This is a genomic window from Kluyvera huaxiensis, assembly GCF_040149365.1.
Lineage (GTDB): Bacteria > Pseudomonadota > Gammaproteobacteria > Enterobacterales > Enterobacteriaceae > Kluyvera > Kluyvera intermedia_A.
Genome location: NZ_JBEFLV010000001.1, coordinates 268,596 through 291,745, shown reverse-complemented (window position 1 = coordinate 291,745; position 23,150 = coordinate 268,596). Strand labels below are relative to the sequence as shown.

The 23,150-nt window shown below is 52.1% G+C and carries 16 protein-coding genes; 6 read left to right on the top strand and 10 right to left on the bottom strand.

Translation table 11 applies throughout. The annotated features are described in order from the left end of the window. Window positions 1–395: 395 nt before the first annotated feature. Window positions 396–1,844, bottom strand: coding sequence for a nucleobase:cation symporter-2 family protein (locus ABOC97_RS01400; RefSeq protein WP_349593131.1), 1,449 nt, complete (start codon window positions 1,842–1,844; stop codon window positions 396–398). Between the two features lie 407 nt (window positions 1,845–2,251). Between ABOC97_RS01400 and ABOC97_RS01395 the strand changes: the two genes are divergently transcribed. Beyond that, the gene (locus ABOC97_RS01395; RefSeq protein ID WP_349593128.1) at window positions 2,252–4,192 is read left to right on the top strand and encodes an FAD-dependent oxidoreductase; all 1,941 of its coding nucleotides are present in this window, start codon (window positions 2,252–2,254) and stop codon (window positions 4,190–4,192) included. After that, entirely contained in the window at window positions 4,189–4,641 is a 453-nt protein-coding gene (locus ABOC97_RS01390; RefSeq protein WP_349593126.1) for a 4Fe-4S dicluster domain-containing protein, read from the top strand. Before ABOC97_RS01395 ends, ABOC97_RS01390 begins: the two co-directional genes overlap by 4 nt. 71 nt (window positions 4,642–4,712) lie before the next feature. On the opposite strand, the gene ssnA is transcribed toward ABOC97_RS01390, so the two are convergent. The 3 genes from ssnA to ABOC97_RS01375 form a co-directional block, all read right to left on the bottom strand. Further along, the gene (gene ssnA, locus ABOC97_RS01385) at window positions 4,713–6,047 is read right to left on the bottom strand and encodes a putative aminohydrolase SsnA (protein WP_349593123.1); all 1,335 of its coding nucleotides are present in this window, start codon (window positions 6,045–6,047) and stop codon (window positions 4,713–4,715) included. Beyond that, entirely contained in the window at window positions 6,044–9,136 is a 3,093-nt protein-coding gene (gene ygfK / locus ABOC97_RS01380; RefSeq protein WP_349593120.1) for a putative selenate reductase subunit YgfK, read from the bottom strand. Before ygfK ends, ssnA begins: the two co-directional genes overlap by 4 nt. Window positions 9,137–9,391: 255 nt before the next feature. Further along, window positions 9,392–9,979, bottom strand: coding sequence for an NTP transferase domain-containing protein (locus ABOC97_RS01375; RefSeq protein WP_349593118.1), 588 nt, complete (start codon window positions 9,977–9,979; stop codon window positions 9,392–9,394). Between the two features lie 34 nt (window positions 9,980–10,013). On the opposite strand from ABOC97_RS01375, the gene yqeC reads away from it, so the two are divergent. After that, window positions 10,014–10,772 carry a selenium cofactor biosynthesis protein YqeC gene (gene yqeC, locus ABOC97_RS01370; protein WP_349593115.1) on the top strand — a complete coding sequence of 253 codons (759 nt, stop codon included), beginning with the start codon at window positions 10,014–10,016 and terminating at the stop codon, window positions 10,770–10,772. Window positions 10,773–10,814: 42 nt separating this feature from the next. Beyond that, window positions 10,815–12,440, top strand: a complete 1,626-nt coding sequence (gene yqeB / locus ABOC97_RS01365; RefSeq protein ID WP_349593112.1) for a selenium-dependent molybdenum cofactor biosynthesis protein YqeB — start codon at window positions 10,815–10,817, stop codon at window positions 12,438–12,440. 78 nt (window positions 12,441–12,518) lie between these two features. Here the strand turns inward: yqeB and arcC are convergent, their stop codons facing one another. From arcC to ygeW, 5 genes are read right to left on the bottom strand one after another with little or no spacing between them, the layout of a single operon-like run. Then, on the bottom strand, window positions 12,519–13,451 hold the full coding sequence (gene arcC, locus ABOC97_RS01360; protein WP_349593109.1) for a carbamate kinase: 933 nt from the start codon (window positions 13,449–13,451) through the stop codon (window positions 12,519–12,521). 12 nt (window positions 13,452–13,463) lie between these two features. Further along, window positions 13,464–14,870 carry a dihydropyrimidinase gene (gene hydA / locus ABOC97_RS01355; protein WP_349593106.1) on the bottom strand — a complete coding sequence of 469 codons (1,407 nt, stop codon included), beginning with the start codon at window positions 14,868–14,870 and terminating at the stop codon, window positions 13,464–13,466. Between the two features lie 49 nt (window positions 14,871–14,919). Continuing rightward, window positions 14,920–16,131 (bottom strand): YgeY family selenium metabolism-linked hydrolase, encoded by a 1,212-nt coding sequence (locus ABOC97_RS01350; protein WP_349593104.1) that lies wholly within the window; start codon window positions 16,129–16,131, stop codon window positions 14,920–14,922. Window positions 16,132–16,164: 33 nt separating this feature from the next. Continuing rightward, window positions 16,165–17,364: a diaminopropionate ammonia-lyase gene (gene dpaL / locus ABOC97_RS01345; protein WP_349593101.1), complete on the bottom strand. Its 1,200-nt coding sequence runs from the start codon at window positions 17,362–17,364 to the stop codon at window positions 16,165–16,167. Window positions 17,365–17,424: 60 nt separating this feature from the next. Continuing rightward, window positions 17,425–18,612 carry a knotted carbamoyltransferase YgeW gene (gene ygeW / locus ABOC97_RS01340; RefSeq protein ID WP_349593099.1) on the bottom strand — a complete coding sequence of 396 codons (1,188 nt, stop codon included), beginning with the start codon at window positions 18,610–18,612 and terminating at the stop codon, window positions 17,425–17,427. Between the two features lie 446 nt (window positions 18,613–19,058). On the opposite strand from ygeW, the gene ABOC97_RS01335 reads away from it, so the two are divergent. Next, window positions 19,059–20,840, top strand: a complete 1,782-nt coding sequence (locus tag ABOC97_RS01335) for a sigma-54-dependent Fis family transcriptional regulator (RefSeq protein ID WP_349593530.1) — start codon at window positions 19,059–19,061, stop codon at window positions 20,838–20,840. A gap of 78 nt (window positions 20,841–20,918) precedes the next feature. Here the strand turns inward: ABOC97_RS01335 and ABOC97_RS01330 are convergent, their stop codons facing one another. Next, on the bottom strand, window positions 20,919–21,206 hold the full coding sequence (locus ABOC97_RS01330; protein WP_349593097.1) for a VF530 family protein: 288 nt from the start codon (window positions 21,204–21,206) through the stop codon (window positions 20,919–20,921). A 360-nt stretch (window positions 21,207–21,566) separates the two neighbouring features. Here ABOC97_RS01330 and yjjJ point away from each other — a divergent pair, with 360 nt between their 5' ends. Then, on the top strand, window positions 21,567–22,871 hold the full coding sequence (gene yjjJ, locus ABOC97_RS01325) for a type II toxin-antitoxin system HipA family toxin YjjJ (RefSeq protein ID WP_349593094.1): 1,305 nt from the start codon (window positions 21,567–21,569) through the stop codon (window positions 22,869–22,871). Window positions 22,872–23,150 lie beyond the last annotated feature (279 nt).

Here is a 23,150-nt window from a genome sequence, read left to right as displayed (position 1 = left end):
GGGTTGTCACGAGTGGAGCATATTTTCTTACTATTGGGGACGAAGTCAATCGCTTAGCCAGCAGGGAATAGGGTCTTTACTAACCCAGAGCAATGAATCTACGGTTAGTATGAAGCCGGACATTATTATTTTGATAAAAAATGATTATTACTTTGAGAAAACTCTACCATGGCCTGCTGTAGCAGCCGCCGGACGATCGGCGGCGGCCCGAAGATGATGACTAAAAATAGAAAATAAAACTAAAGCGGCTCGATAGCCCAAGGGAGAACGCCGCCTGTACCGCAGGCAGGCTCATCAGGAAAAGAATAATGGCTGAGAGAACGATACGAATTAGCATGATGGCTCCAGACATAAATGCGTGGCGTCGAAGGGTAATCTTCGACGCCTGATGATGATTACTCCTCCGGGTGCTGTTGTTTTTTAACTTTTCGCAGCAACAAAAACATCCGCATCGTGCGCGGCTGGCGCTGTGACGACGGAGTATCAGGAATAAGTCCGGTATGCTTGTTGTAACCGTTAAAGAACAGATTCAGGGTCACTGCGCTAAACGTCGCGAGCATGATCCCGCTGTGCAGCAACGGTTGTAGCACCGTCGGAAATTGCGAAAAAAAGTTGGTTGAAAGGGTGGGCGTTAATCCTACTCCGAGGCTAATTGCCACAATATAGAGGTTATAACGGTTGGTTGAGTAGTTAATCCGCGCGAGAATTCGAATACCGGTGGCGAGCACCATACCAAACATCACCAACCCCGCGCCGCCAAGCACGAACTGTGGGATGGATGCCACCAGCACCGCCATTTTCGGGACCATCCCAAAAGTAATCAGAATGCCACCGGAAGCGACGCAAACCCAGCGACTATGCACCCCGGTCACGCCGACCAGGCCGATATTTTGCGAAAATGAAGTGTGCGGAAAACTATTGAAAATTCCACCGAATAGCGTACCAACACCGTCGACGCGCAAGCCGCGTACGATATCTTGTGGCGTGAGTTTACGGCCAACAATCTCGCCTAGTGCCAGAAACATGCCCATTGATTCGATAAATACGATGATAACAACGGCGGTCATGGTGAGGATCGAAATAGGATCAAAGACCGGCGTGCCTAATGCAAATGGGGTCACGATGGCGAACCATTTTGCATTATATAAACCGGCGAGATTCACTTCATTCATCATCATCGATAAGACAAATCCAAAAATAATACCCAGCAGCACCGCGACGTTCGACATAAAACCTTTTGCGAATCGAGTCACCACCAGAATGAATAACAGTACGGCAAATGAAATTCCGAGATAAACCGGGCTGCCGTATTCTGGATTACCTTTGCCGCCTGCGGCCCAGTCGATGCCCACCTGAATAATACTCAGGCCGATAGAGGTAATAACAACTCCAGTGACTAAAGGTGGGAACAGCGGCATAAGTCTACCGATCAGCGGTGCAATCAGCGTCGTAATAATCCCTGCGCCAATTGTCGCGCCGAAAATACCCATTAGCCCAATATCTGGGTTAATGCCAATGGCGATCATCGGCGTTACCGCCGCAAAGGTCACAGACATAATCACCGGCAGGCGGATCCCTAAAACCCGGCCAATACCGATGCATTGCAATAGCGTCACGACGCCACAGCAAAAAAGGTCAGAGCTTATCAGTAGGGCCACGGTCTCTTTACTGAGCCCAAGTCGGTTGCCTATCATGAGAGGAACGGCAACCGCGCCTGCGTACATGACCAGAACATGCTGTAAACCCAGAATAATTAGCTTGCCTGGAGGAAGTACGCGATCCACCTCATCTACCGCATGTTGGCTACCAGTGACCGATGGTGGTTGAGAATCAATGGCACTCATAATTGCTATCTCCTGAATATTTTAACGCAGGCCATTCATGGCCCCAGAGGAAGAATGAACAAAGACGATGAATACTCCTTCGGATCATGCTTAGGTGATGCCAGTTTTTATGTCGAAGCTGATAAATATATTTAATTGGGTGAGTCATCACATAAAAGACGTTAAATCAACGAAGAAATGGATCGAGGCTCTCTAATTGCAATGGATAAAATCATCACAATGAGATACATCCAATCAGTTGAATCGCAATATGATTCGCTGCGCTTAGCTTTGAACGTTTTGGTGCTCTTATTCGAGGGTTTTATTAGATATTGATCGCAAAAAATAAGTCATATTACGATTAAGCATAAAGTGTGTCTGATTATTGCATCTAACCCCTTGATGAGATCAATAATAAAGGGAAGCAGATGAATAAATTTATTGTTGCCGATATCACCCGCTGTATTGGCTGCCATGCCTGCGAAGTTGCCTGCGTGACTTCCCATCACGATGATAACTGGCCGCGACGGCGACAGGACTTTCAGCCGCGAATCCACGTTATCTCCCAAAATAAAGAGAACCACGTAGCAACTTGCCATCATTGCAATGACGCGCCGTGCGTAACCTCATGCCCAACGCATGCGCTGTATCTCGAAAATCAGAGTATTCAGTTTAAACAGGAATGGTGTATCGGCTGTAAAAGTTGCGCGATAGCCTGCCCATTTGGGGCGATTGAGATGGTAGCGTCCGGTGAAAATGCGCCGCAGCTGGCGCAAAAATGCGACCTATGCCATGAACATGTCAGCGGATATCCGGCCTGTGTGACCGTTTGCCCAACGCAGGCGCTACGGCTGATGGATGACGTTGGGTTAACCACCTTACGCCGCGAACGGCAAAACCGTGTGGCGCAAGGGCGGCCAGTACCGCTACGGCAACGCAGTAACCGCGAGATTTTCCTGGCGAAACCACCGAGGTTAGGGATGAAGAAAATCGCTGCCGCAACGCGGAAAACCCATTTTGGCGAGATTGATACCGGTCTGAGCAGTTGTGATGCGCAATATGAGAGTGAACGCTGTCTCCACTGCGCCAGCAAAGCGTGGTGCAACTGGACATGCCCGCTGCATAACCACATTCCGGAATTTATTCGTCTGGTACAACAAGGGGAGATTATTGCCGCCGCAGAGCTCTGCCATCAGAGTAGTTCTCTGCCGGAAATCTGCGGACGGGTTTGCCCACAGGATCGGTTGTGCGAAGGTGCATGTACCCTCAAGAACGCCGGCGGGTCAGTCATGATTGGCAGTCTTGAGCGTTACATTACCGATACCGCGCTGGCAATGGGCTGGCGGCCTCAGCTACACGATATTACGCCACGGAAAGAACGTGTGGCCATTATTGGTGCTGGGCCAGCGGGGCTCGGCTGTGCGGATATTCTGGCGCGAGCGGGAGTGCAGGTTGCCGTATTTGATAGGCATCCAGAGATTGGCGGGTTGCTCACTTTCGGCATTCCACCGTTCAAGCTCGATAAAAATATCCTCACTACCAGGCGAATGTTGTTTAGCGACATGGGCGTCACATTCCATCTCAATCATGAAGTGGGGCGTGATGTTGCATTTGGCGACCTGGTAGACAATTACGACGCCGTCTTCGTGGGCGTGGGCACCTACGGCCTGATGTCGGCGGGGCTGGAAGGCGAAGACTCACCCGGCGTTATCCAGGCGCTACCCTTCCTGATTGCCAGCACCCGGGAGGTGATGGACCTGGAAGCCAGTACGGAATACCCGCTGGTCGAGATCGCGAATAAACACGTAGTGGTTTTAGGCGGGGGTGATACGGCGATGGATTGCCTGCGCACAGCAATACGACGCGGTGCAGCCAGCGTGACCTGCGCGTACCGTCGCGATGAGCTCAGTATGCCAGGGTCCAAAAAGGAAGTGGTTAACGCGCGCGAAGAAGGCGTCGAATTCTGTTTTAACGTCCAGCCGCAATCCATTCGGCTTAACCGGCAGGGACACGTCAGCGCTATCGGCATGATCCGCACCGAGATGGGGGAACCCGGTGCCGACGGTCGTCGGCGCCCTCGTCCGATTGTCGGCTCGGACTTTGAGCTAAAAGCCGACGTGTTGATTATGGCGTTTGGCTTCCAGGCGCACACGATGCCGTGGCTACGAGGTCACGGTGTCCAGCTTGATCGTCTGGGACAAATTAAAACCGGAGGAGCAGGGCGAGGCACCACGCAGACCGGGAATGACAAGGTATTTGCCGGAGGAGACGCGGTACACGGCGCTGACCTGGTGGTAACGGCGATGATGGCCGGAAGACAGGCGGCTCACGACATGCTGAAGATGTTTACGCCGACGGGGGAAATATGACCAGTTTTATTCTGGCTGATTCTGAAACCTGTATCGGCTGTCGCACCTGCGAAGTAGCCTGTGCGCTGGAGCATAGCACCGAAAGCTCACCTTTCGCACCGCGCTTAACCGTGCTGCGACTCGATACGCTGAGCGTCCCAGCGGTGTGCCACCAGTGTGAAAATGCGCCCTGTGTGGTGGCCTGTCCGGTCGGGGCTTTAGTCATCGGCAATGAACGGGTTGAAGCCGATTCATCGGCCTGCATCGGGTGCCAAAGCTGCGTGGTTGCCTGTCCTTTCGGGGCGATTTCGATCGGTACGGCGACAGAAATCGTGAAGTGTGATCTTTGCGATGGGCGTGAAAGTGGCCCCGCGTGTGTGGATGTCTGCCCGACGTCGGCATTACGTAAAATCACGGAAAATGAATTACGGACACTGCAGCAACAACGTCAGCGCGCGACGGTGTTTTGACCCACTCGTTTAATAAACGATAAAAGGCCGCAGTCTCTAACCTGCGGCCTTGTGTTATGCCCGATTCAACGTTAGTTCAGGGCATCCATTCGTTTCCACATTTTCGCAGCCACCTTGCTGGCTTCGGCAAAAATTGGCTCGCAGTCGAAGGTAAACTGCCTGTTTTCATACACCATCACACCGTTGACCATTACGCTGTGCACGCTGTTTGCTCCCATCCCGAAAGCAATATGCCCGGCGATGTTTTCGGCCAACAGCGGCGTAGGCGCAAGATAATCGCTGATGGTTAAATCTGCCTTGTAGCCGGCCTCGACTCGACCAAATTTGGCGTTAAAATTACGGCTCAGCAAGGTATTACCGTTGTTGAGCGCGCGGGAAAAGCTGTCCGGCCACCATGCGCCACCGGCGTCGCGGTGTTTGAAGAAAGCAAACTTCAGTTCTTCAAACATATCGGATCCGATACCGTCAGTTCCCAATGCCAGGTTGCGGTATTCAGGCAACCGATGGTTATAGCCCACATGGTTGTTCATGTTGGAGCGAGCGTTATGTACCAGGAACCCGTCGCGCTCGTTCAGTAGGGCAATATCAGCATCAGAAAGATAAAGGCCATGGGCGACCAGCGTTTTGCTGTCGATAAGGTCAAACTCCGCCAGCCGCACCAACAGATCTTTGCCGTAATGGTGGTGGCTGTGAGAAACATCGTAGCTGTCCTCCGCCGCATGGATATGCAGGCCTCGACCGGTGGCTTTTAACGCTTCCCTCAGCATCGATAACCCGTCGTCAGTTACCGTGAATGGCGCGTGTGCGCCGATATGCGCTTCCACCAGGTAGGGTTCGCGTCCTGCTTTTCGGGCCTGGTCAATTTCATTGGCAAAACGAATATTCTCTTCGACGCCTGCCTGTAGCTCTTTTGCTCCGCCGTTACGGTCGGTGGTCTCAAAGCAGGTCATCCCGCGCAATCCAACCTTCAGAAATGCATGGCGTAACTGGCTTAGCGACCCGCCGATGTAGTTTGGTGATGCGTGATGATCAATCACCGCCGTGCAGCCGCTGCGAATAGCCTCCAGCGAGCAAATAAGCCCACTGTAATACAGCGACTCTTCGTCAAGCGCACGATCGAGACGCCACCAGAGGTTTTTTAGCGTAGAGATAAAGTCCGGGCTCGGGGCAATATTGGCCTGAATACCGCGCGATAATCCCGAGTAGAAGTGGTTATGGGCGCATACGTTGCCCGGCATCACCAGCCGACCATGCATCTCTTTGACGGTGGCCTGTGGGTAGCGGGAAGCAAGGCTGCTGCCGGTGGCAATGATCTCATCATTTTCAATGACGATATCGACATTTTTCTCGACCTTCGCTGGATAAAGCTGGACGATGGTGGCGTTTTTCAGGATCAGCATACTCATGCGGCGACAGCTCCCAGAAGATAGTGATGATGACGATAAACGTGGCTGATGATGCGACACATCGCGTCAAGCTGTGGCGGAACCTGTGCGAACTGGCCTTCGTCGTTCAGCGTCAGCAGCCAGGTTTTGTCGTCCTGACGGATGTGTACCTGATAGCCCTCCACGAGGAACCCAGGGTTACTGCTGTTGCTGAAATCCTGCGGCAGGCTAAACACGGTGACTTTGTCTTTGTACGGTTTACCTTGCCACGGACAGAACTGGGCGCAGTTACCGCATTCATTACAGAAGGCGTCGAGGTGTAGGGTTTGATAACGGTTTTCGAAGCCTGGAACGGCGATTGAGACGTTGGCACGGTTCGGGCACACGTCTACGCATTTGCTGCATACGTAGTTACACTCAAGACAGCGTGCGGCCTCCTGAGCAACAAATGCATCGCGGTCGTCTTTATCAACCTTCGCAATGACAATAGTGCCTTTGCGGCTATAGATTTCAGCGGGGTCAACGTTATTCCAGCGTTTATCGCCGTGGTGGCTGCGGATATTCTCCCGCGCCAGAATCGCATCGGTAGCACGACGGGCATTACCGATAGCGGAGACGATAGAAGAGGGGCCGCGCTGTACATCACCTATCAGGAAGACGCCAGAATGGCGCGTTTCACCATCCGCATTGACCTCCGGCCAGCCGTCTTCATCCACGGGAATCCCCATTGCCGCCAGGGCACCGACGTCCTGCTGCTCGCCGATTGCGGTGATCAGCGTATCGACCTGTAACGTACAGGTTTCTGCGGTTTCAACTGGGCGACGACGACCTTTTTCATCCGGCTCGCCCAGCGCCATCACGCGTACGGTCAGGGTGCCGTCGGCGTCAAACTGTTCTGGATTATTCAGGAAACGGAAGCTGACGCCATCGTGAACCGCCTCTTCATACTCTTCGCGCCAGGCCGGCATTTCTTGCTGCGAACGGCGGTAAATGACCGTTGCTTTTTCGACGCCCGGCACGCGCAGCGCGGCACGTGCGCAGTCCATCGCCGTGTTACCCGCCCCAACGATGGCCACATGCTTGCCTAACTGCAGGCGATCGCCCCGGTTGTATTCGCGCAGGAACTGTAGTGATTTACGGACATTCGGGTTATTCCCGCGCAGTTTTACGCCGCTATTTTTATCGGTCCCGGTACCAATCAGCACATAGCGGAAACCTTCCTGCTGTAGTTTCTCCACCGTCAGATGGGGGTCACAGCCGTAGACAATTTCAACACCGTGGTTGACCACAAAATCAATATCCTGCTGGATGAGCTCACCGGGGATACGGAACTGCGGAATGATGTTACGCACCACGCCACCGGCGCTGGCTTCACGCTCGAATAAAGTGACACTGTAACCTGCGCGAGCGAGGAAATAACCCGCTGCCAGACCGGCCGGGCCTGCGCCGACAACCGCTACCGGGTGAAGCGTGCCGGAACCCGCCGGTTTATGCCAGCGGCGCTGGTACTCCCCCCAGCCTTTTTCCAGGGCGATTTTTTTCAGTTCGCGGATATTCAGGGCGCTATCGTAATCGAGGCGGGTACAGTTGTACTGGCACTGGTGATCGCAGATATGCCCGGTAATGGCCGGCAGCGCGTTGCGCTGGTAGATAAGTTCGAGCGCATCGGCATAACGCTGCTCGCCCAGCAGACGGATGTACTCTGGAATATCTTGCTTAATCGCACAGGCAGTGACGCAAGGTGCAACGTAGCAGTCGGTCATCGGCAGCTTTTCCGCTACGTTGATGCGATCGTTTGGTTTCCACTGTTTCTGGGTGTACTCCATGCTGACCGCTTTATCCGCCAGCGCGTTCAGGCGCTTGACATCCACCTGAGTCATTTCCCAGCCACTAGACTGTTCCAGCTCGCGCAAGCACTCGCTCAAACGCAAATAGCCGCCCGGTTTGAGTAGGTCGGTAGCCATAGTTATTGGGTGAATACCGGTTTCAAAAATCTCACGAATATTGAGCTGGCTGGCGCCGCCGGAATAAGAGATTGGCAACTTGCCGTCAAATTTACGCGACAGCAGGGCGGCCACGTTGATGGACAGCGGGAATAGCGCCCGCCCGGACATGTACATCTCGTTGCCCGGCAGTGCACCTTTATTGTTAACCGTGCCGAGGGTATTGGTCAGCTTGACGCCGAAGCCGAGATTTTTCGCTTTGGCCAGCGCCATCAGCCGCTTCAGCATTTCCAGCGCCTGATCGAGTTTCAGGTCGTGATCGAAAGATTCTTCATTAAGGCCGATATAGCCGAATCCGCAGGTATCGAGAATTTCTCGTACCCGAGGGTAGCCCAGCAGCGTCGGATTGAGCTTAACAAAGGTATTAATCCCTTTCTCTTCGAGCATATAACGGCAGATGGCTTCAATTTCATCCGGCGGGCAGCCGTGCATGGTTGACAACGTGACCCCCTGCACCAACTGGGCGGGGATGCGATTCACCAGCGTTTTCAGGCCAGGTGTGCCATGGCGGGCGAGGAATTCATCATTTGACAACCAACGGTTGAGCGTTGCCTGATATCGGGCAAATTCAGGCTGTTTGCCCGCATCCATCATGCTATCGATGAACTGCTGCATGGGGGGTTGTTTGATTCCGTCGAGGTTATAGCCCACGCTCATATTGAAAATAAAAGACTTGCCGGTTTTCATCGGTGTTAGCGGCAGGATCTCTTCAAGTAAATGCAGAATAAACCATGCTTTGAGATATTCATCGGCAGCTTTGACTAGCGTGAATTCGGTTGACCATTCGGTGTTAAAGCATTCGTCTTCTGCGTCAATACAGGGTTTTTCCAGCTCCAGCCTGTCGAGGATTTGCACGGTTTTCAGCTCAATAAACCGTCCGCCGGTGAGCCAGGAGGTAATGATATTCTGCGCCAGTTGGGTATGCGGACCGGCGGCAGGGCCAACCGGGGTGGCGCAGCTTTCACCAAAAACGCTAAGCTGGCGGTGAACGACGGGCGAGTAGAACTGTTGTTCCGGAATACCAAAGATAGAATGGTGATGCTGGTATTCATCAAAAATACGCGTCAAAAGTTCCTCAAACGGAACGGGACGCATGATATCTCCCATAACCCTCTCCTTAGACCTTCTTGTTAAATCACATAAGCCGGGATTGTGATAATTCCGACGGATTGAGAGAGGTGGAGCAACAATCACACCAGTTATTTATCAGCAGAAGAGAGAAGTGAATATTTGTGAAGGAGATCTAAAGTTAATCCAGCTTTGTGAATGGACTCACAATGACTTAATGAGAATTAAAATCAATCCTGCGAACAGGGTTTTATTATTTATCAATAACAACATACTTCTATCAATATGAGAATATCACGATTTCTGTTCAATATTCACCCTGCGCTGTAGCCGTTCAAAGTCGTCGGGCGTATCAATATCAAAGACTATCTCCGGATAATCCAGCGTTATTCGTTGATACCTATCGGCAATCAGGCGCTGGCGTACCGTTTGGCCTTCGCCTTGTGACAAGCAGCGCAACAGAGTCTGGCGTTCAACCAGAATCGGGTGCCCTGGAGTGCACTGATACTCTGGGAGTAGCGTGCCATTAATTCGTTGTAACCAAAGAGAATGAAAGATTTTTGGGGCCAGGAAGGGTAAATCCCCGTGGGTGATAAAGCAGTAGTCATGGATAAGCGCCTGGGCTCCGGCCTGAACTGATGAAAATAGCCCATGCTGATAATCTGGATTATAGACGATGGTAATCCCCTGATGGCTGGAATAACGTTCAGCAAGCTCCTGGTGGCGAAAGCCAATGACCAGAATAATATGTGAGCAAAATGATTGGGCATTTTTAATACTTGCATCAAGTATTGTGCCATCCTGGCAAGGTAACATCATTTTCCATTGACCCATGCGGGTAGATAACCCGGCGGCGGTAATAATGCAATCGACCTGCGTCATGTTTCCCTCAGAGGAATGGATTGGGAGTGAATATATGGAAAATATACCGTACGTTGATGAGCTTTTTTGTGATTTGAATGCCGGTGCCAGCCCATTGCTTATTTCTGCCGTTGGTGCCGGAGGCAAAACCAGCACATTGCTGTGGCTGGCCGAGATTTTTATGCAGGCTGGACGGCGAGTTTTGTTGACCACGACTACCCATATGTGGGTGCCGGAATCGCTACCGACCCTCATTTGCCGGGATCCGCTGGCGCTCCCCGCGTCCAACTGGCAGCGCCCGGTCCAAGCCTGCTTTTCGAGCTGGCTTGCCGATGCAGGTAAGGTCAAAGGATATTCTCCCGAAACGCTGGATGCCCTGATTGCACAAGGACAAGTCGACGTCGTATTGGTAGAAGCTGATGGTGCTCACGGTTTTGCACTGAAAGCGCCAGATGAGCATGAACCTTGCATCCCTCAATGCAGTTGTTGCGTAGTTGCTGTCATGGGGGCAGGGATGCTCGGAAAAATGCTTGGGCCAGCGAGCGTCCACCGCTGGCCACTTTTTTCCGCGATTACCGGTGCAGCGCAGGGAGATAGGCTCACATGGCCAATGTTACATCGTCTGATTAGCCATCCGCAGGGCGCGTTTAAAGGTGCCCCTGACGGATGTCGGCGGATAGGGCTGCTCAATCAGATTTCTCAAAATGAGAATTTACAAATGGAGTTGTTGATGGTGGAGACTAACGTGGATGCCCTCTGGGCCGGAGCGATTCAGGCGAGACCTGCAATTACGCGCAGACGAGTGAGAAAGTGACTCCATTCCGGGGTGATGAAAGGATATCCATTTGAGGTTGTTATGAATATTTTCTCAGAAGCGGCAAGACTCGAAGAACAGAACCGTCCGTTTGCGTTGGCACAGATCGTTGATAGCCGTGGCTCAACGCCCCGTCATTGCGGCCAAATGCTGGTTCGTGATGATGGCAGCATTGTCGGTACCATTGGTGGCGGCATGGTCGAACGGCGGGTGATTGATGAAGCGCTAGACGCGCTGCATGACAAATCCTCGCGTATGTTTCATGGCCGGATGGCGCGTACCGGCAGCGATGCCGTGGGGTCGGACTGCGGCGGTGCGATGTCGGTTTATATCAGCGTTCACGGCCTGCGGCCAAGACTGGTGCTGATTGGCGCCGGTCACGTGAACCGGGCTATTGCTCACTGTGCTGCGCTGCTAGGATTTACAATCTCGGTGGCCGATATCTACCCGGAAAGCCTCAATCCCGACCATTTTCCACCGTCGACCCAACTGCTGCATGCTGAAAATTTCAGCATCGCCGTCGATAAGCTGGCCATCCAGGCCGATAATTTTGTGCTGATCGCCACCAATAACCAGGATCGGGAGGCGCTAGACAAACTGGTGACTCAGCCTACCGCCTGGTTAGGGTTACTGGCGAGTCGCCGCAAAGTGCAGGTGTTTTTACGCCAGCTGCGCGAGAACGGCGTACCGGAAGAACAGATTGCCCGTCTGCATGCGCCGGTGGGCTACAACATTGGCGCCGAAACGCCAAACGAGATTGCCATCAGCGTATTGGCAGAAATTCTGCAGGTGAAGAACCAGGCCCCGGGCGGGCTGATGATGGCCAGTGAGTCACCAACGCAACCGATGCGCGTTGTCATCCGCGGAGCGGGCGATATTGCCACCGGCGTGGCGATGCGTCTGTGGCACGCGGGGTTCAAGGTCATCATGCTGGAAGTGGAAAAACCAACCGTTATCCGCTGTACCGTGGCATTCGCTCAGGCGGTATTTGATGGCGAAACAACGGTGGAAGGGGTTACAGCCCGGCGAACGGCTTCAGTGAGCGAGGCGCTAAGCGTGGCGGATAATGGTGAGATCCCGGTGCTGGTAGACCCATTATGTGAAAGTTTGCATGAATTACAGCCTGGCTGCGTCGTGGATGCCATCCTTGCGAAAGAGAATTTGGGGACGCATTGCAATCTGGCCCCTTCGGTGATTGCGCTGGGTCCCGGTTTTTGCGCCGGTAAAGATTGCCATGCGGTGATTGAAACCAATCGCGGCCACTGGTTGGGACAGGTGATTTATCAGGGCTGTGCCCAGGAGAACACCGGTATTCCGGGTAACATTATGGGGCACACGGCAAAAAGAGTGATTCGCGCACCGGGGCCCGGAGTGATGCGCTCCAGGGTGAAACTGGGCGATATCGTCAACGAAGGCGACGTTATTGCGACCGTAGGCGAACATGAAATCATCGCCCCGCTTAGCGGCATGGTACGCGGGTTGTTAAACGACGACCTGGTTGTCGACAGCGGATTTAAAATCAGCGATATCGACCCGCGCGGGGTGAATGCGGATTACACCAGCGTTTCAGATAAGGCAAGGGCCATTGGTGGCGGAGTGCTCGAGGCGCTAATGACGTTGATGAATCAACGAATCAAACAGCAGAAAAAGCAGCTGACGGTGGTATAACTCGCATCGTTCTGGCACACCCGAAGTGCCGTTGAATAAACCCGGATACGGCGTCAATGCCGCATCCGGGTAGCCATATTATCCCTCAATGACGGTTCCGGTTTTCCCTTCAATACCTTCTTTCGCTTTGCTCAATACCGTTATTAACGCTTTACGGCCCGGGCGAGAGCGGGCAAACGATGCAGCGGCTTCTACTTTTGGCAACATCGAGCCTTTAGCAAAATGACCTTCAGCAATAAACCGCTCGGCATCTCCCAGCGTTAGTTTGTCCAGCCACTGCTCGTTGGGCTTGCCGAAATTGATAGCCACTTTTTCAACCGCCGTGAGAATAATCAACATATCGGCATCAATCATGGCCGCCAGCCTGGCGCTGGCCCAGTCTTTATCGATAACCGCGCTGGCGCCGCGCAGATGGTTTCCCTCGCGAATCACGGGGATCCCTCCGCCACCGGCGGTAATCACCACGTGATGGGCATCCATCAGCGCTTTTACCGTCTCTTTTTCAACAATATCCACCGGCATTGGCGAAGCGACCACGCGACGATAACCGCGTCCGGCGTCTTCTTTTAGGGTATAGCCCTTGCGGGTAAGCTGTTCGGCTTCTTCTTTAGTAAAAAATGAGCCGATCGGTTTGGTCGGATTGCTGAAGGCCGGGTCATTGGCATCCACTTCGACCTGGGTGATGATCGTCGCCACCGGAACAGGCATGTTGCGCGAGAGCAGCTCTTCCCGCAGCGCATTTTGCAGATCATAGCCAATGTAGCCCTGGCTTAGCGCCACGCACACCGACATCGGCAACATCGGGGTATGCGCTTCCGTTTTCGCGGCGGCCTCAAAGGCGAGGTTAATCATTCCCACCTGTGGGCCATTACCGTGAGTCACCACCACCTGGTGCCCCTGGGCAATTAGGTCAACAATGGCCTGCGCGGTTTGCTTTACCGCCTTCATTTGTCCGGCCAGATCGTCGCCTAACGCATTGCCGCCAAGGGCAAGCACAATTTTTTTGCTCATTGAATCCTCTCTTTAAGATGCCATTCCACCGGCCGAAAGCAGGGTGGGAGAAAAGGGTGCCCGGCGCAGGAAACGCCCCTGACCGGCGACGCCGCAAAAAGTGCCGTTGCTGAAAATGACCCGGCCGTGAGACAGAGTCTGACGAATCGCTCCCTGGCAGATAAAACCTTCCCATGGCGAATAGTCAGCGTTGTCATGCAGCAATTCATGGCGAATGGTGGTGGTGCAGCGCGGGTCTATAATCACCACGTCGCCGTCGGCCCCTGGCGCCAGCCGTCCTTTTTGTGGCCATAGGCCAAATAACTTCGCCGGATTAGCGCTGGTGAGCGCGACGAACTGTTCAGGTGAAATGCGCCCGCTCATTACCCCGTGCGAGAAAAGCAGCAGCAGGCGGTTTTCCACTCCGGGAAGGCCATTCGGACAGCGGCTGAAATCGCCGTTAGACAGATGTTGGCGCTGAGCCATTGAAAATGAACAGTGGTCGGTGGCTAAGACATCAATCGCGCCATCGACCACACCGCACCACAGCGCATCGTTATTGCTGGCGTTACGCAGTGGTGGACTCAACAGATACTTCAATGCGTCTTCGCGCTCGTAGCAGCGGTCGTCTAGCAGCAGATACTGCGGGCAGGTTTCGACCCACACCGGCTGATGACGCGCGCGCGCCAGGCGGAGATAGTCCAGTCCCAGTCCGTTTGACAGATGTACAATATAGAGCGGGGCATTACCCGCAAGCTGGGCGAGATTGATCATCCGCGCAATCGCCTCGGCCTCGCATTCGAGCGGGCGGCTTAACGCGTGATAGCGCGGTGCGGTTTTACCCGCCGCAAGAAACTCTGAACGTTTACGGGCGATAGCCGCATCGTTTTCCGGATGCACCGTCGTCAGCGCGCCTGCCTGATGCAGATGACGCATCGCCTGCAGCACTTCGTCATCGTTGAGTTTGTATTGATAGGTTAAATAGAGTTTAAAGCTGCTGATACCCGCTTCAACCATCATCGGGATCTCGTCTAAGATAGCGTGGTTGATATGCTGTATCACGCCGTGAAAACTGTAATCAATCACGGCTTTATAGGCAGCATAGCCGTGATAAGTTTCGAGCTGATGGCGCAGCCGACAACCCGCCGGGCCAAATCCCATATGATCGACAACGGTGGTCGTCCCCCCACAGGCGGCAGCGCGAGTACCGGTAAAGAAATCATCGCAGCTGCGGGCAAGCCCGGTATCAATATTAAAGTGGGTATGGACATCAACGCCGCCGGGCATAATATAGCAGCCGCTGGCATCGATGATTTCGCAGGGTTGTTCGACGATAATCTCATTGGCGAGCTGGCTGATTAGGCCATTTTCAATCAACAGATCCTGTTTTGCCTGACCGTCGGCGTTGACGATTGTGCCGTTTTTAATCAGTACACGCATAGAACACTCCAGACTCCCGCCGCGAACGACGGGAGGGATATGGCCCGATTTACTCGGTAGCTAACCAGCTCAGCGGAATTGCGGCATACATTGCCGCACACGTCACCAGATGCGACTTCCAGGTTTTCTCGTTTGGCGCGTGAGCTTCAGGTTCTTTACCTGGGCCAAAGCCAATCACTGGAATGCCGTGGCGGCCCATAATGGATACCCCGTTGGTGGAGAAGGTCCACTTATCGACAACCGGGGCTTTGCCAAACAGTCCTTCATAGGCACTGCTCAATGCACGGACGGTGAAGTGGTTTTCTTCGACTTTCCAGGTTGGGAAATAGCATTCGGTTGGATAAACCAAGCCGGTCCACGATGGGCGGTCATAGTTGTACATGGAGACGACCGCGTCAGCTTTCTGCACTGCAGGCAGCGCACGGATCTCTTCCAGAGCGCCCTCCCAGGTTTCACCCCAGGTCAGACGGCGGTCGATAGATACAGCGCAGCTATCGGCAACGGCGCAGCGGCTTGGCGAAGTAAAGAAGATTTCTGAGACGGTAAGCGTACCTTTACCAAGGAAGGCATCGTTGCCCAGATTATGGGATAGTCCCTGCAATTCATTGAGAATTGGGCCCATTTTGAAGATAGCGTTATCGCCACGTTCAGGGGCAGAACCGTGGCAACTGACCCCTGAGACATCGATACGAATTTCCATACGTCCGCGCTGTCCACGATAGATTTGGCAGTCGGTTGGCTCAGTACTCACCACAAACTCCGGACGAATACCGGACTGTTCGATAATGTACTGCCAGCACAGGCCGTCACAGTCTTCTTCTTGTACGGTACCCGTAACCAGTAGGGTGTACTCGTCTTCTAGCCCAAGGTCTTTGATGATTTTGCCCGCGTAAACCATTGATGCCATACCGCCTTCCTGGTCAGACGCACCGCGTCCGCCGATCAGTTCGTCGGTTTCCATTCCTTCGTATGGGTCAAAACTCCAGTTTTTCATGTTGCCGATGCCGACGGTATCAATGTGCGCGTCCATCGCGACCAGGCGTGGACCGTGGCCGATGTAGCCCAACACGTTGCCCATTGGATCAATTTCAACCTTGTCAAAACCGACCTTTTCCATCTCTTCTTTAATACGGTGTACGACGCGTTTCTCGTCGCAGCTTTCGCTTGGGATGGCAATCATGTCACGCAGGAAACGGGTCATGTCCTGCTGGTAGTGGTTTGCTTTTTCAACGATCAATTTAAACGGAATATGTTTAGCCATGAGGATGTTCTCCAGTTCTGAATTTATGCGTATTTAGCGTACTGCCGGATGCTTGCCTTCCCAGACGACTTCCCGATAGTGCTTCACATCGGTATCGCCTTCGGTGCTGATCACCAGCACGACGGAGTGACTATCCAGCTGCAGTTTGTTCATGAGCGCATCGCGCTGAGGGTGATGATGGACTGCGGCCAATATGCCAAGGCCGACCGCGCCTGACTCGCCGGATATCACCCGAGGGTCGTTACCGAGCGGGTTGCCCAGTACACGCATACCCAGGGCGGCGACGGCATCCTGGCAGGAGATAAACTGCGTCGCGCAGTTGCGCAGGACTTCCCAACCGAGCGGATTTGGCTCACCACAGGCGAGACCCGCCATGATGGTAGCCATCTCACCGCCGACGTTGACTATCTGGCCTTTCACCCCAGAGCGGTAAAGGCAATCGGCCAGTTCTGGCTCGACGATAACGGAGTGGAGATCACGTGCGCCGTAAACATCAACGAGGTAGCCCAACACGCCACCCGCCAAGGCGCCAACGCCGCCCTGCAGGAAAACGTGAGTGGGGCGAGTCACGCCCATTGCGGACATCTGTTCAACCGCTTCATCGGCGAGCGTGGCGTAGCCTTGCATTATCCAGGTGGGAATTTTGGTGTAGCCATCCCACGCGGTATCCTGTACCACTTCCCAGCCGTTCTTCTGAGCGGTTTGCATCGTAAAACGCACGGTATCGTCGTAGTTCATATCGGTAACAATGCACTCTGCGCCGAGACACAAAATGGCGTCCACACGCTCTTGTGCCGAGCCTTTCGGCATATAGACAACCGCATTTTGCCCAAGCTGTTTTGCCGCCCATGCCACGCCGCGGCCATGGTTTCCATCGGTGGTTGTGGCAAACGTCATCTTCTCGGTAATGCGCGTCTTCAGGTCATTGAGCGAGAGTTCTTCTATCGCTAAGCCATATTTTTCACACAACAGCCGGGCGATGGCGTATGAACCGCCGAGCATCTTGAAGGCGTTAAGGCCAAAGCGCTGAGACTCATCTTTGACCAGTATTTTGTCGACGCCAAATAGCGCGGCCAGTTCGTCGAGGGCATACAGCGGCGTCGGCTGATACCCGCCGATTTTTTGATGGAAATGGCGCGCCTGCTGCGCCTGTTGGCGAGAAAATAGCGGTGAGATTTCACCACTAAAAAAGCGGTTATCGGCAATATCCATTTTCAGTGAGAAAGCAGACATACTCTGTCCTTATTCATCATTACGAGGTCGTCGGGCTGGCCCGAAGGCCAGCCGGGGAGGTTATTTGATGCGTTTTTGCGCTTCGTTGAGCAGTTGTTCCAGCAGCACGCCAGGTTTGGCATATTTGCGGCAGAGGATCATTGAGGCGATGATATAAGGCTTCCAGCTCGCTTCTTTGTAAGTCGCAATACGGTACTTCTCAAACACGGCTTCGGTGACTTCACCTTCTTTGCAGGAGACGCCGCTGATATCGGCTGGCAGGCAGTGCATATATAACGCCTCGCCGTTATGGGTCTTCGCCATCATCTCTTCGGTGCAGTGCCAGTCTTTATGCTGTGCATTTTGCGCCAGACAGGCTTTTTCCAGCGCCTTAAGCCCATCGTGGTCGTTAGCGCGCAGTAATTCAGTACGTTGCTCCATGACCTGATACGGGGCCCAGGATTTCGGATAAACGATATCTGCGTCTTTAAAGGCTTCCGCCATATCCGTGACCTGACGGAAACTGCCGCCGGAGTTTTTGGCATTACTTTTCGCCACTTCAATTACGTCAGGAATCAGGTCATAGCCTTCTGGATGGGCCAACGTCACATCCATACCAAAGCGGGTCATCAGCCCGATAATGCCCTGTGGCACGGAAAGCGGTTTGCCGTAGCTGGGTGAATAGGCCCAGGTCATGGCGATTTTCTTGCCTTTCAGGTTTTCCAGCGAACCAAAGTGCTCGCGCAGCCAGGCCAGATCCGCCATTGACTGGGTAGGGTGGTCAATATCGCATTGCAGGTTGATAAGCGCCGGGCGCTGTGGCAATACGCCTTGTTTATGACCTTCATCCAGCGCTTCGCCGACTTCACGCATATAGGCGTTACCGGCACCAAGATACATATCGTCGCGAATACCAATAGCGTCGGCACAAAATGAAATCATATTGGCGGTTTCACGCACCGTTTCACCGTGCGCAATTTGCGATTTCCCTTCATCAAGATCCTGTTGCGCCAGCCCTAGCAGATTCAACGCCGAGGCGTAAGAGAAGCGGGTGCGCGTGGAGTTATCGCGGAATACTGAAATCCCCAGCCCGCTATTAAAAACCTTGGTCGCGATATTTTCCGCACGCAGCGTCTTTAAGGCTTCAGCAACATCCAGGACCTGTTTTAATTCGTCCGGTGATTGCTCCCACGTTAGCAGGAAGTCCTTATCATGAAGGTTGGAGTTAAGCTTGTTGATATCCTTAATCAGTTCGTTAACAGTTTTCATTATGCAATCCTGGTAGTGAATGACGGCTTATTGATTGCTGGTTACCGTAGCGGCAAACATCAGCACTGTATTTCAACTAACAATAAGCGTGCCAATTCACAGGATAAGCATTGAATAGCCGATAAATGACGTTTTAATGGGATAGTAGTCACAAATCAGAGACTGTTACACTCTGTGAATGAGAATATAACGACTCATGATTTCGTTATATTTAAATATATACAGCGATTGCGACGAGACCTGAATCTGAAAATATCGTCAAATTGATAAAAGCGGCGGAGGGATTATCAGATTGATATGAAAATGTGATACCACTTCCATATTTAACGCAAGATGATAAAAACAGGGGCCGTCGGCAGCAATTAATGCAGGAGCCTGGAGTAGTATCTACTGATAGAAATATAAATGTAGACGTTCACCCGGCATAGCTTTCAGTGAGTGATATTATGATACCTTCAACGACGTCATCTATCTTGATGCAGATTCAGCCTACGATTCAACGCTTTGCCAGAATGCTTTCAAGTGTTTTGCAACTGGAAGTCGAAATTGTTGATAATTCACTGTGCCGGGTCGCTGGCACAGGCGTCTATGGAAAGTTTCTTGGGAGAAAATTAAGCACAGATTCGCGACTTCTTCGTTACATTATTGAAACAAAGAAGGAGAAAGTTGTTACCCATTCACGCTTTGATCCCCTGTGTGAAGGTTGTGAAAATAAAGAAACCTGTAAAGAAAAAGCTTTTCTCGGTACTCCGGTCATTTATCAGGAGCAGTGTGTTGGTGTCATTAGCTTGATAGCGTTGACTCGCGAACAGCAGGAGCGAATAAACGATAACATCACCGAGTTCTCTGATTATGTTCGTCACGTCTCATCCATATTTGTTTCACGTCTTCTGGAAGATCAAAGCGGTAGCGATAATATCCAGAAAATGTTTTTAACCATGCTCGATAATATGGATCAGGGGGTGCTGGTCGTTAGTCAGGAGCAAAAAGTTAAGTTTGTTAATCAGGCCGCATTAAAAATCCTGGGCTCCACCCAGGGTAATATGGTGGGAAAGTCGATCAATTTTCGACCATTGACGTTTGCGCAGAACTTTATTCGTGGCCACGTTCAGCATGTTATTTCTATTGATGATAAAAAAGATCTCATTATCGGGCAGTTACACGCTATCCAGGATCAGTGGCTATTTCTGATGGCATTTCATCAGTCACATTCCTCGGCCGATCTTTCCACGACGCAAGAAGGGCCGCAAATAGAACAGCTGGTTGGGGAATGTCGGCCAATGAGGCAGCTAAAGAAACTGATTAGCCGCATTGCACCCAGCCCTTCTAGCGTGATGATTGCAGGAGAGAGCGGTACAGGGAAAGAAGTGGTTGCCCGCGCGATACATCAGCTCAGCGATCGTAAAGATAAACCTTTTATCGCTATTAACTGTGCCGCTATTCCTGAGCAATTACTGGAGAGCGAACTGTTTGGCTACGTTAAAGGCGCTTTTACCGGTGCTTCAGTTAACGGTAAGGTTGGTCTGATTCAGGCCGCTAATGACGGTACGCTATTTCTTGATGAAATAGGCGATATGCCGCTGACTTTACAGGCAAAGCTATTGCGCGCCATCGAGTCGAGGGAGATCCAGCCGGTTGGCGCCAGTAACCCCGTTCCCGTCAATATTCGTATTATCTCCGCCACCAATCAAAACCTCGACCAGTTTATCGCTGACGGTAAATTTCGTGAGGATCTCTACTATCGCCTTAACGTTATTCCACTCAGGCTGCCACCACTGCGAGACCGGCAGGATGATATTGAATTGCTGATTCATTATTTCCTGCATTTACATACCCGGCGTTTGGAGCTGGTTTATCCGGGCGTGGATCCCGAGGTGATTAGCCTGCTCAAATGCTATCGCTGGCCGGGCAATATACGCGAACTGAGTAATCTGATGGAGTATCTGGTTAACGTTGTGCCGTCAGGTGAAGTCATTGACGTTACTCTGCTTCCGCCGAACCTGGTGAACAGTGGAAAAATGACTGAACGCGCAGAAGTCATAAATTCAACCACGTCACGGGTGGTAAAAGAAGAGGAGAGCGTCACGGGCCTTGAAGAGATGGAGCGGCAAATGATTCGCGATGCGTTAAGCCGCTATAGCAATAAAAAGCAGGCAGCCGACGAGTTGGGAATCGGTATCGCGACCTTATATCGCAAGATCAAAAAATATGATCTGATCGTTGTTTAGATCCTCAGGCGGGCGAGGGGATAGCCTTCGCCTGCATTAGCTATAACATTGTAACCAGCATAAAATAGTGAATACTCACTAGCTTTTCTTCATTCGACTATTGGCCCACGGGTCAATGGCCGGTTCATCAGCTGCATCCTCAGTCATATCGTCAAGTGAATCCAGATAAAGAGCCTCGACTTCGGCGCGAGCCCACGGGGTACGGCGCAAAAACTTCAAGCTGGATTTTACGCTTGGGTCTTTTTTAAAACAGTTGATGCTGATGAGCTGACCTAATTTTTCCCAACCATAATGCGCCACCAGTGCGTTGACCTGCATCTCAAGAGTTACACCGTGCAGAGGATCTTTGGAAATATGCGCTGTCATGTTGGGTCCACAAATTCAAATTATTAGGCAAGTGAAGGTTACAAGAAATAGCATAAGCCAGCAATCATCGGTGGGATATATCCGGTTTTTTTTGGCGCTCGTACGAGAAATCTAACGCACAATGACTCTGCTAAAATCACAGAATTCACGTAGAACGCCAAAAAAGCATAATTATCATATTAATCATGACGTTAAAACAAATGCCCAAGATAAAACTACGCCATAGTCAGTTAAAACGTAAATCCTTACAAGCGCACCCAGCAGTGAAGGGTTCAGCACTGGTGACACATTACAAAATAACTGATAGATTAGCTATTCAAGCCTCTATTCATCTATCTATTCATTAAGCGATTCAGCACTATGACAAATCGGTCTGATATGATACGCCAGCTTCTACGCCAGGGGCCCATGCCTGTAAGGCAACTTACTGATATTATGGGAATTAGTCAACCTACTGCTTCCCGTACTTTGAAAATGCTTGATGATGAGGTTGTTCGAATTGGTTCGGGTTCATCTATTCAATATGCTTTGCGCGATGCTTTTCGCGGGTTTAGTTCTGCGCCCATTTACCGCATAACGGAAGAAGGGCAGATAAAATCGCTGGGCAGGCTTATTCCGGTTCACCCGGATGGATTTGTCATGGAACAGACTGATAATGTATGTCTGCACAGTGACGGCTTACCGTGGTGGCTTTTTGATATGCGCCCTCAGGGATATCTGGGGAGAGCCTATGCATCAGCATATTCAGCTGAGCTTGGTTTACCTCAAAATCCAGAAGACTGGGCAGACTCCGATGTGATTAGAGCCTTGCTGGCTCATGGCCATGATGCGGTGGGGAATCTATTAATAGGAGAACAGGCAAGAAATCAATTCATCGAGATGCCATCGCCAACTCCAGTTGAACGATCCACCACATATCCTACGCTAGCATTGGCGGTGAGTTCAGGTGAGATACCGGGTTCATCTGCTGGAGGTGAGCAACCAAAATTTTGCACCTACACCGAACGTGGCCATGTGCTAGTGAAATTCACGGCTCTGGACGACAATCCCATCAGTGAACGTTGGCGGGATTTGCTGCAGGCCGAACATCTTGCGTTAAAAGTGCTCGGAGTAGAAACCGAAGTGTTTGATTTTGAAGGGCAGCGCTTCCTTGAGATCCCTCGGTTCGACCGCGTAGGCCAACTAGGCCGTATCGGTCTTTTTTCTTTACGGGCGCTGGAGGCGGAGTTTGTCGGTCGTGCCAGAGACTCCTGGCCCGTTCTGGTTAATGAACTGGTTAAGCAGGGGCATGTTCATCCTGATGCCGCTATAAATGCGGCGCGGCTGTGGGCGTTTGGGATGTTGATCGGCAATACCGACATGCACCACGGTAACTTATCATTCATCAGTAGCCATGGTCGTCCATACCAGCTTGCACCAGCTTACGATATTCTGCCAATGGGCTTTGCGCCAAAATCAGGTGGTGGAATGGTCAATACGCTGCGGCCGGCGCTGCTCGTAGAAGCTATCGACGGGGAAATCTGGCACGATGCGTTGGATCTGGCTGAGAACTTTTTCGCTTTAGCCAACGATTGCCGTCATTTCTCTGCCAATTTTGCACCATGCCTTACGGCATTGCGCAGCCACCTCGACGAGGCCAGGGGACGGATCTCGCGCCTGGGGTAAATTATCAATGTCTGTCTGGGAGACTCAGGAGGGTTGCCCAGGCAGACCAGCTAATCACTATGTTTAATTTGCAGGGGGTAACGGTTCGGGATGGGATAATATATTCGCATATGCAATTTAACATAATATACATTATGCGCACCAAAGTAAGACCAGAAAGAATCCAGAGATTTGTGGGCATCCTTGTTCTCGCAGAATATGGATGTGCTGAGTCTGGTTGGTTCGCCTAACGATTGAAATGTCTTGCGGCCTTCACTGGGATTATCGAACGTCCTGATA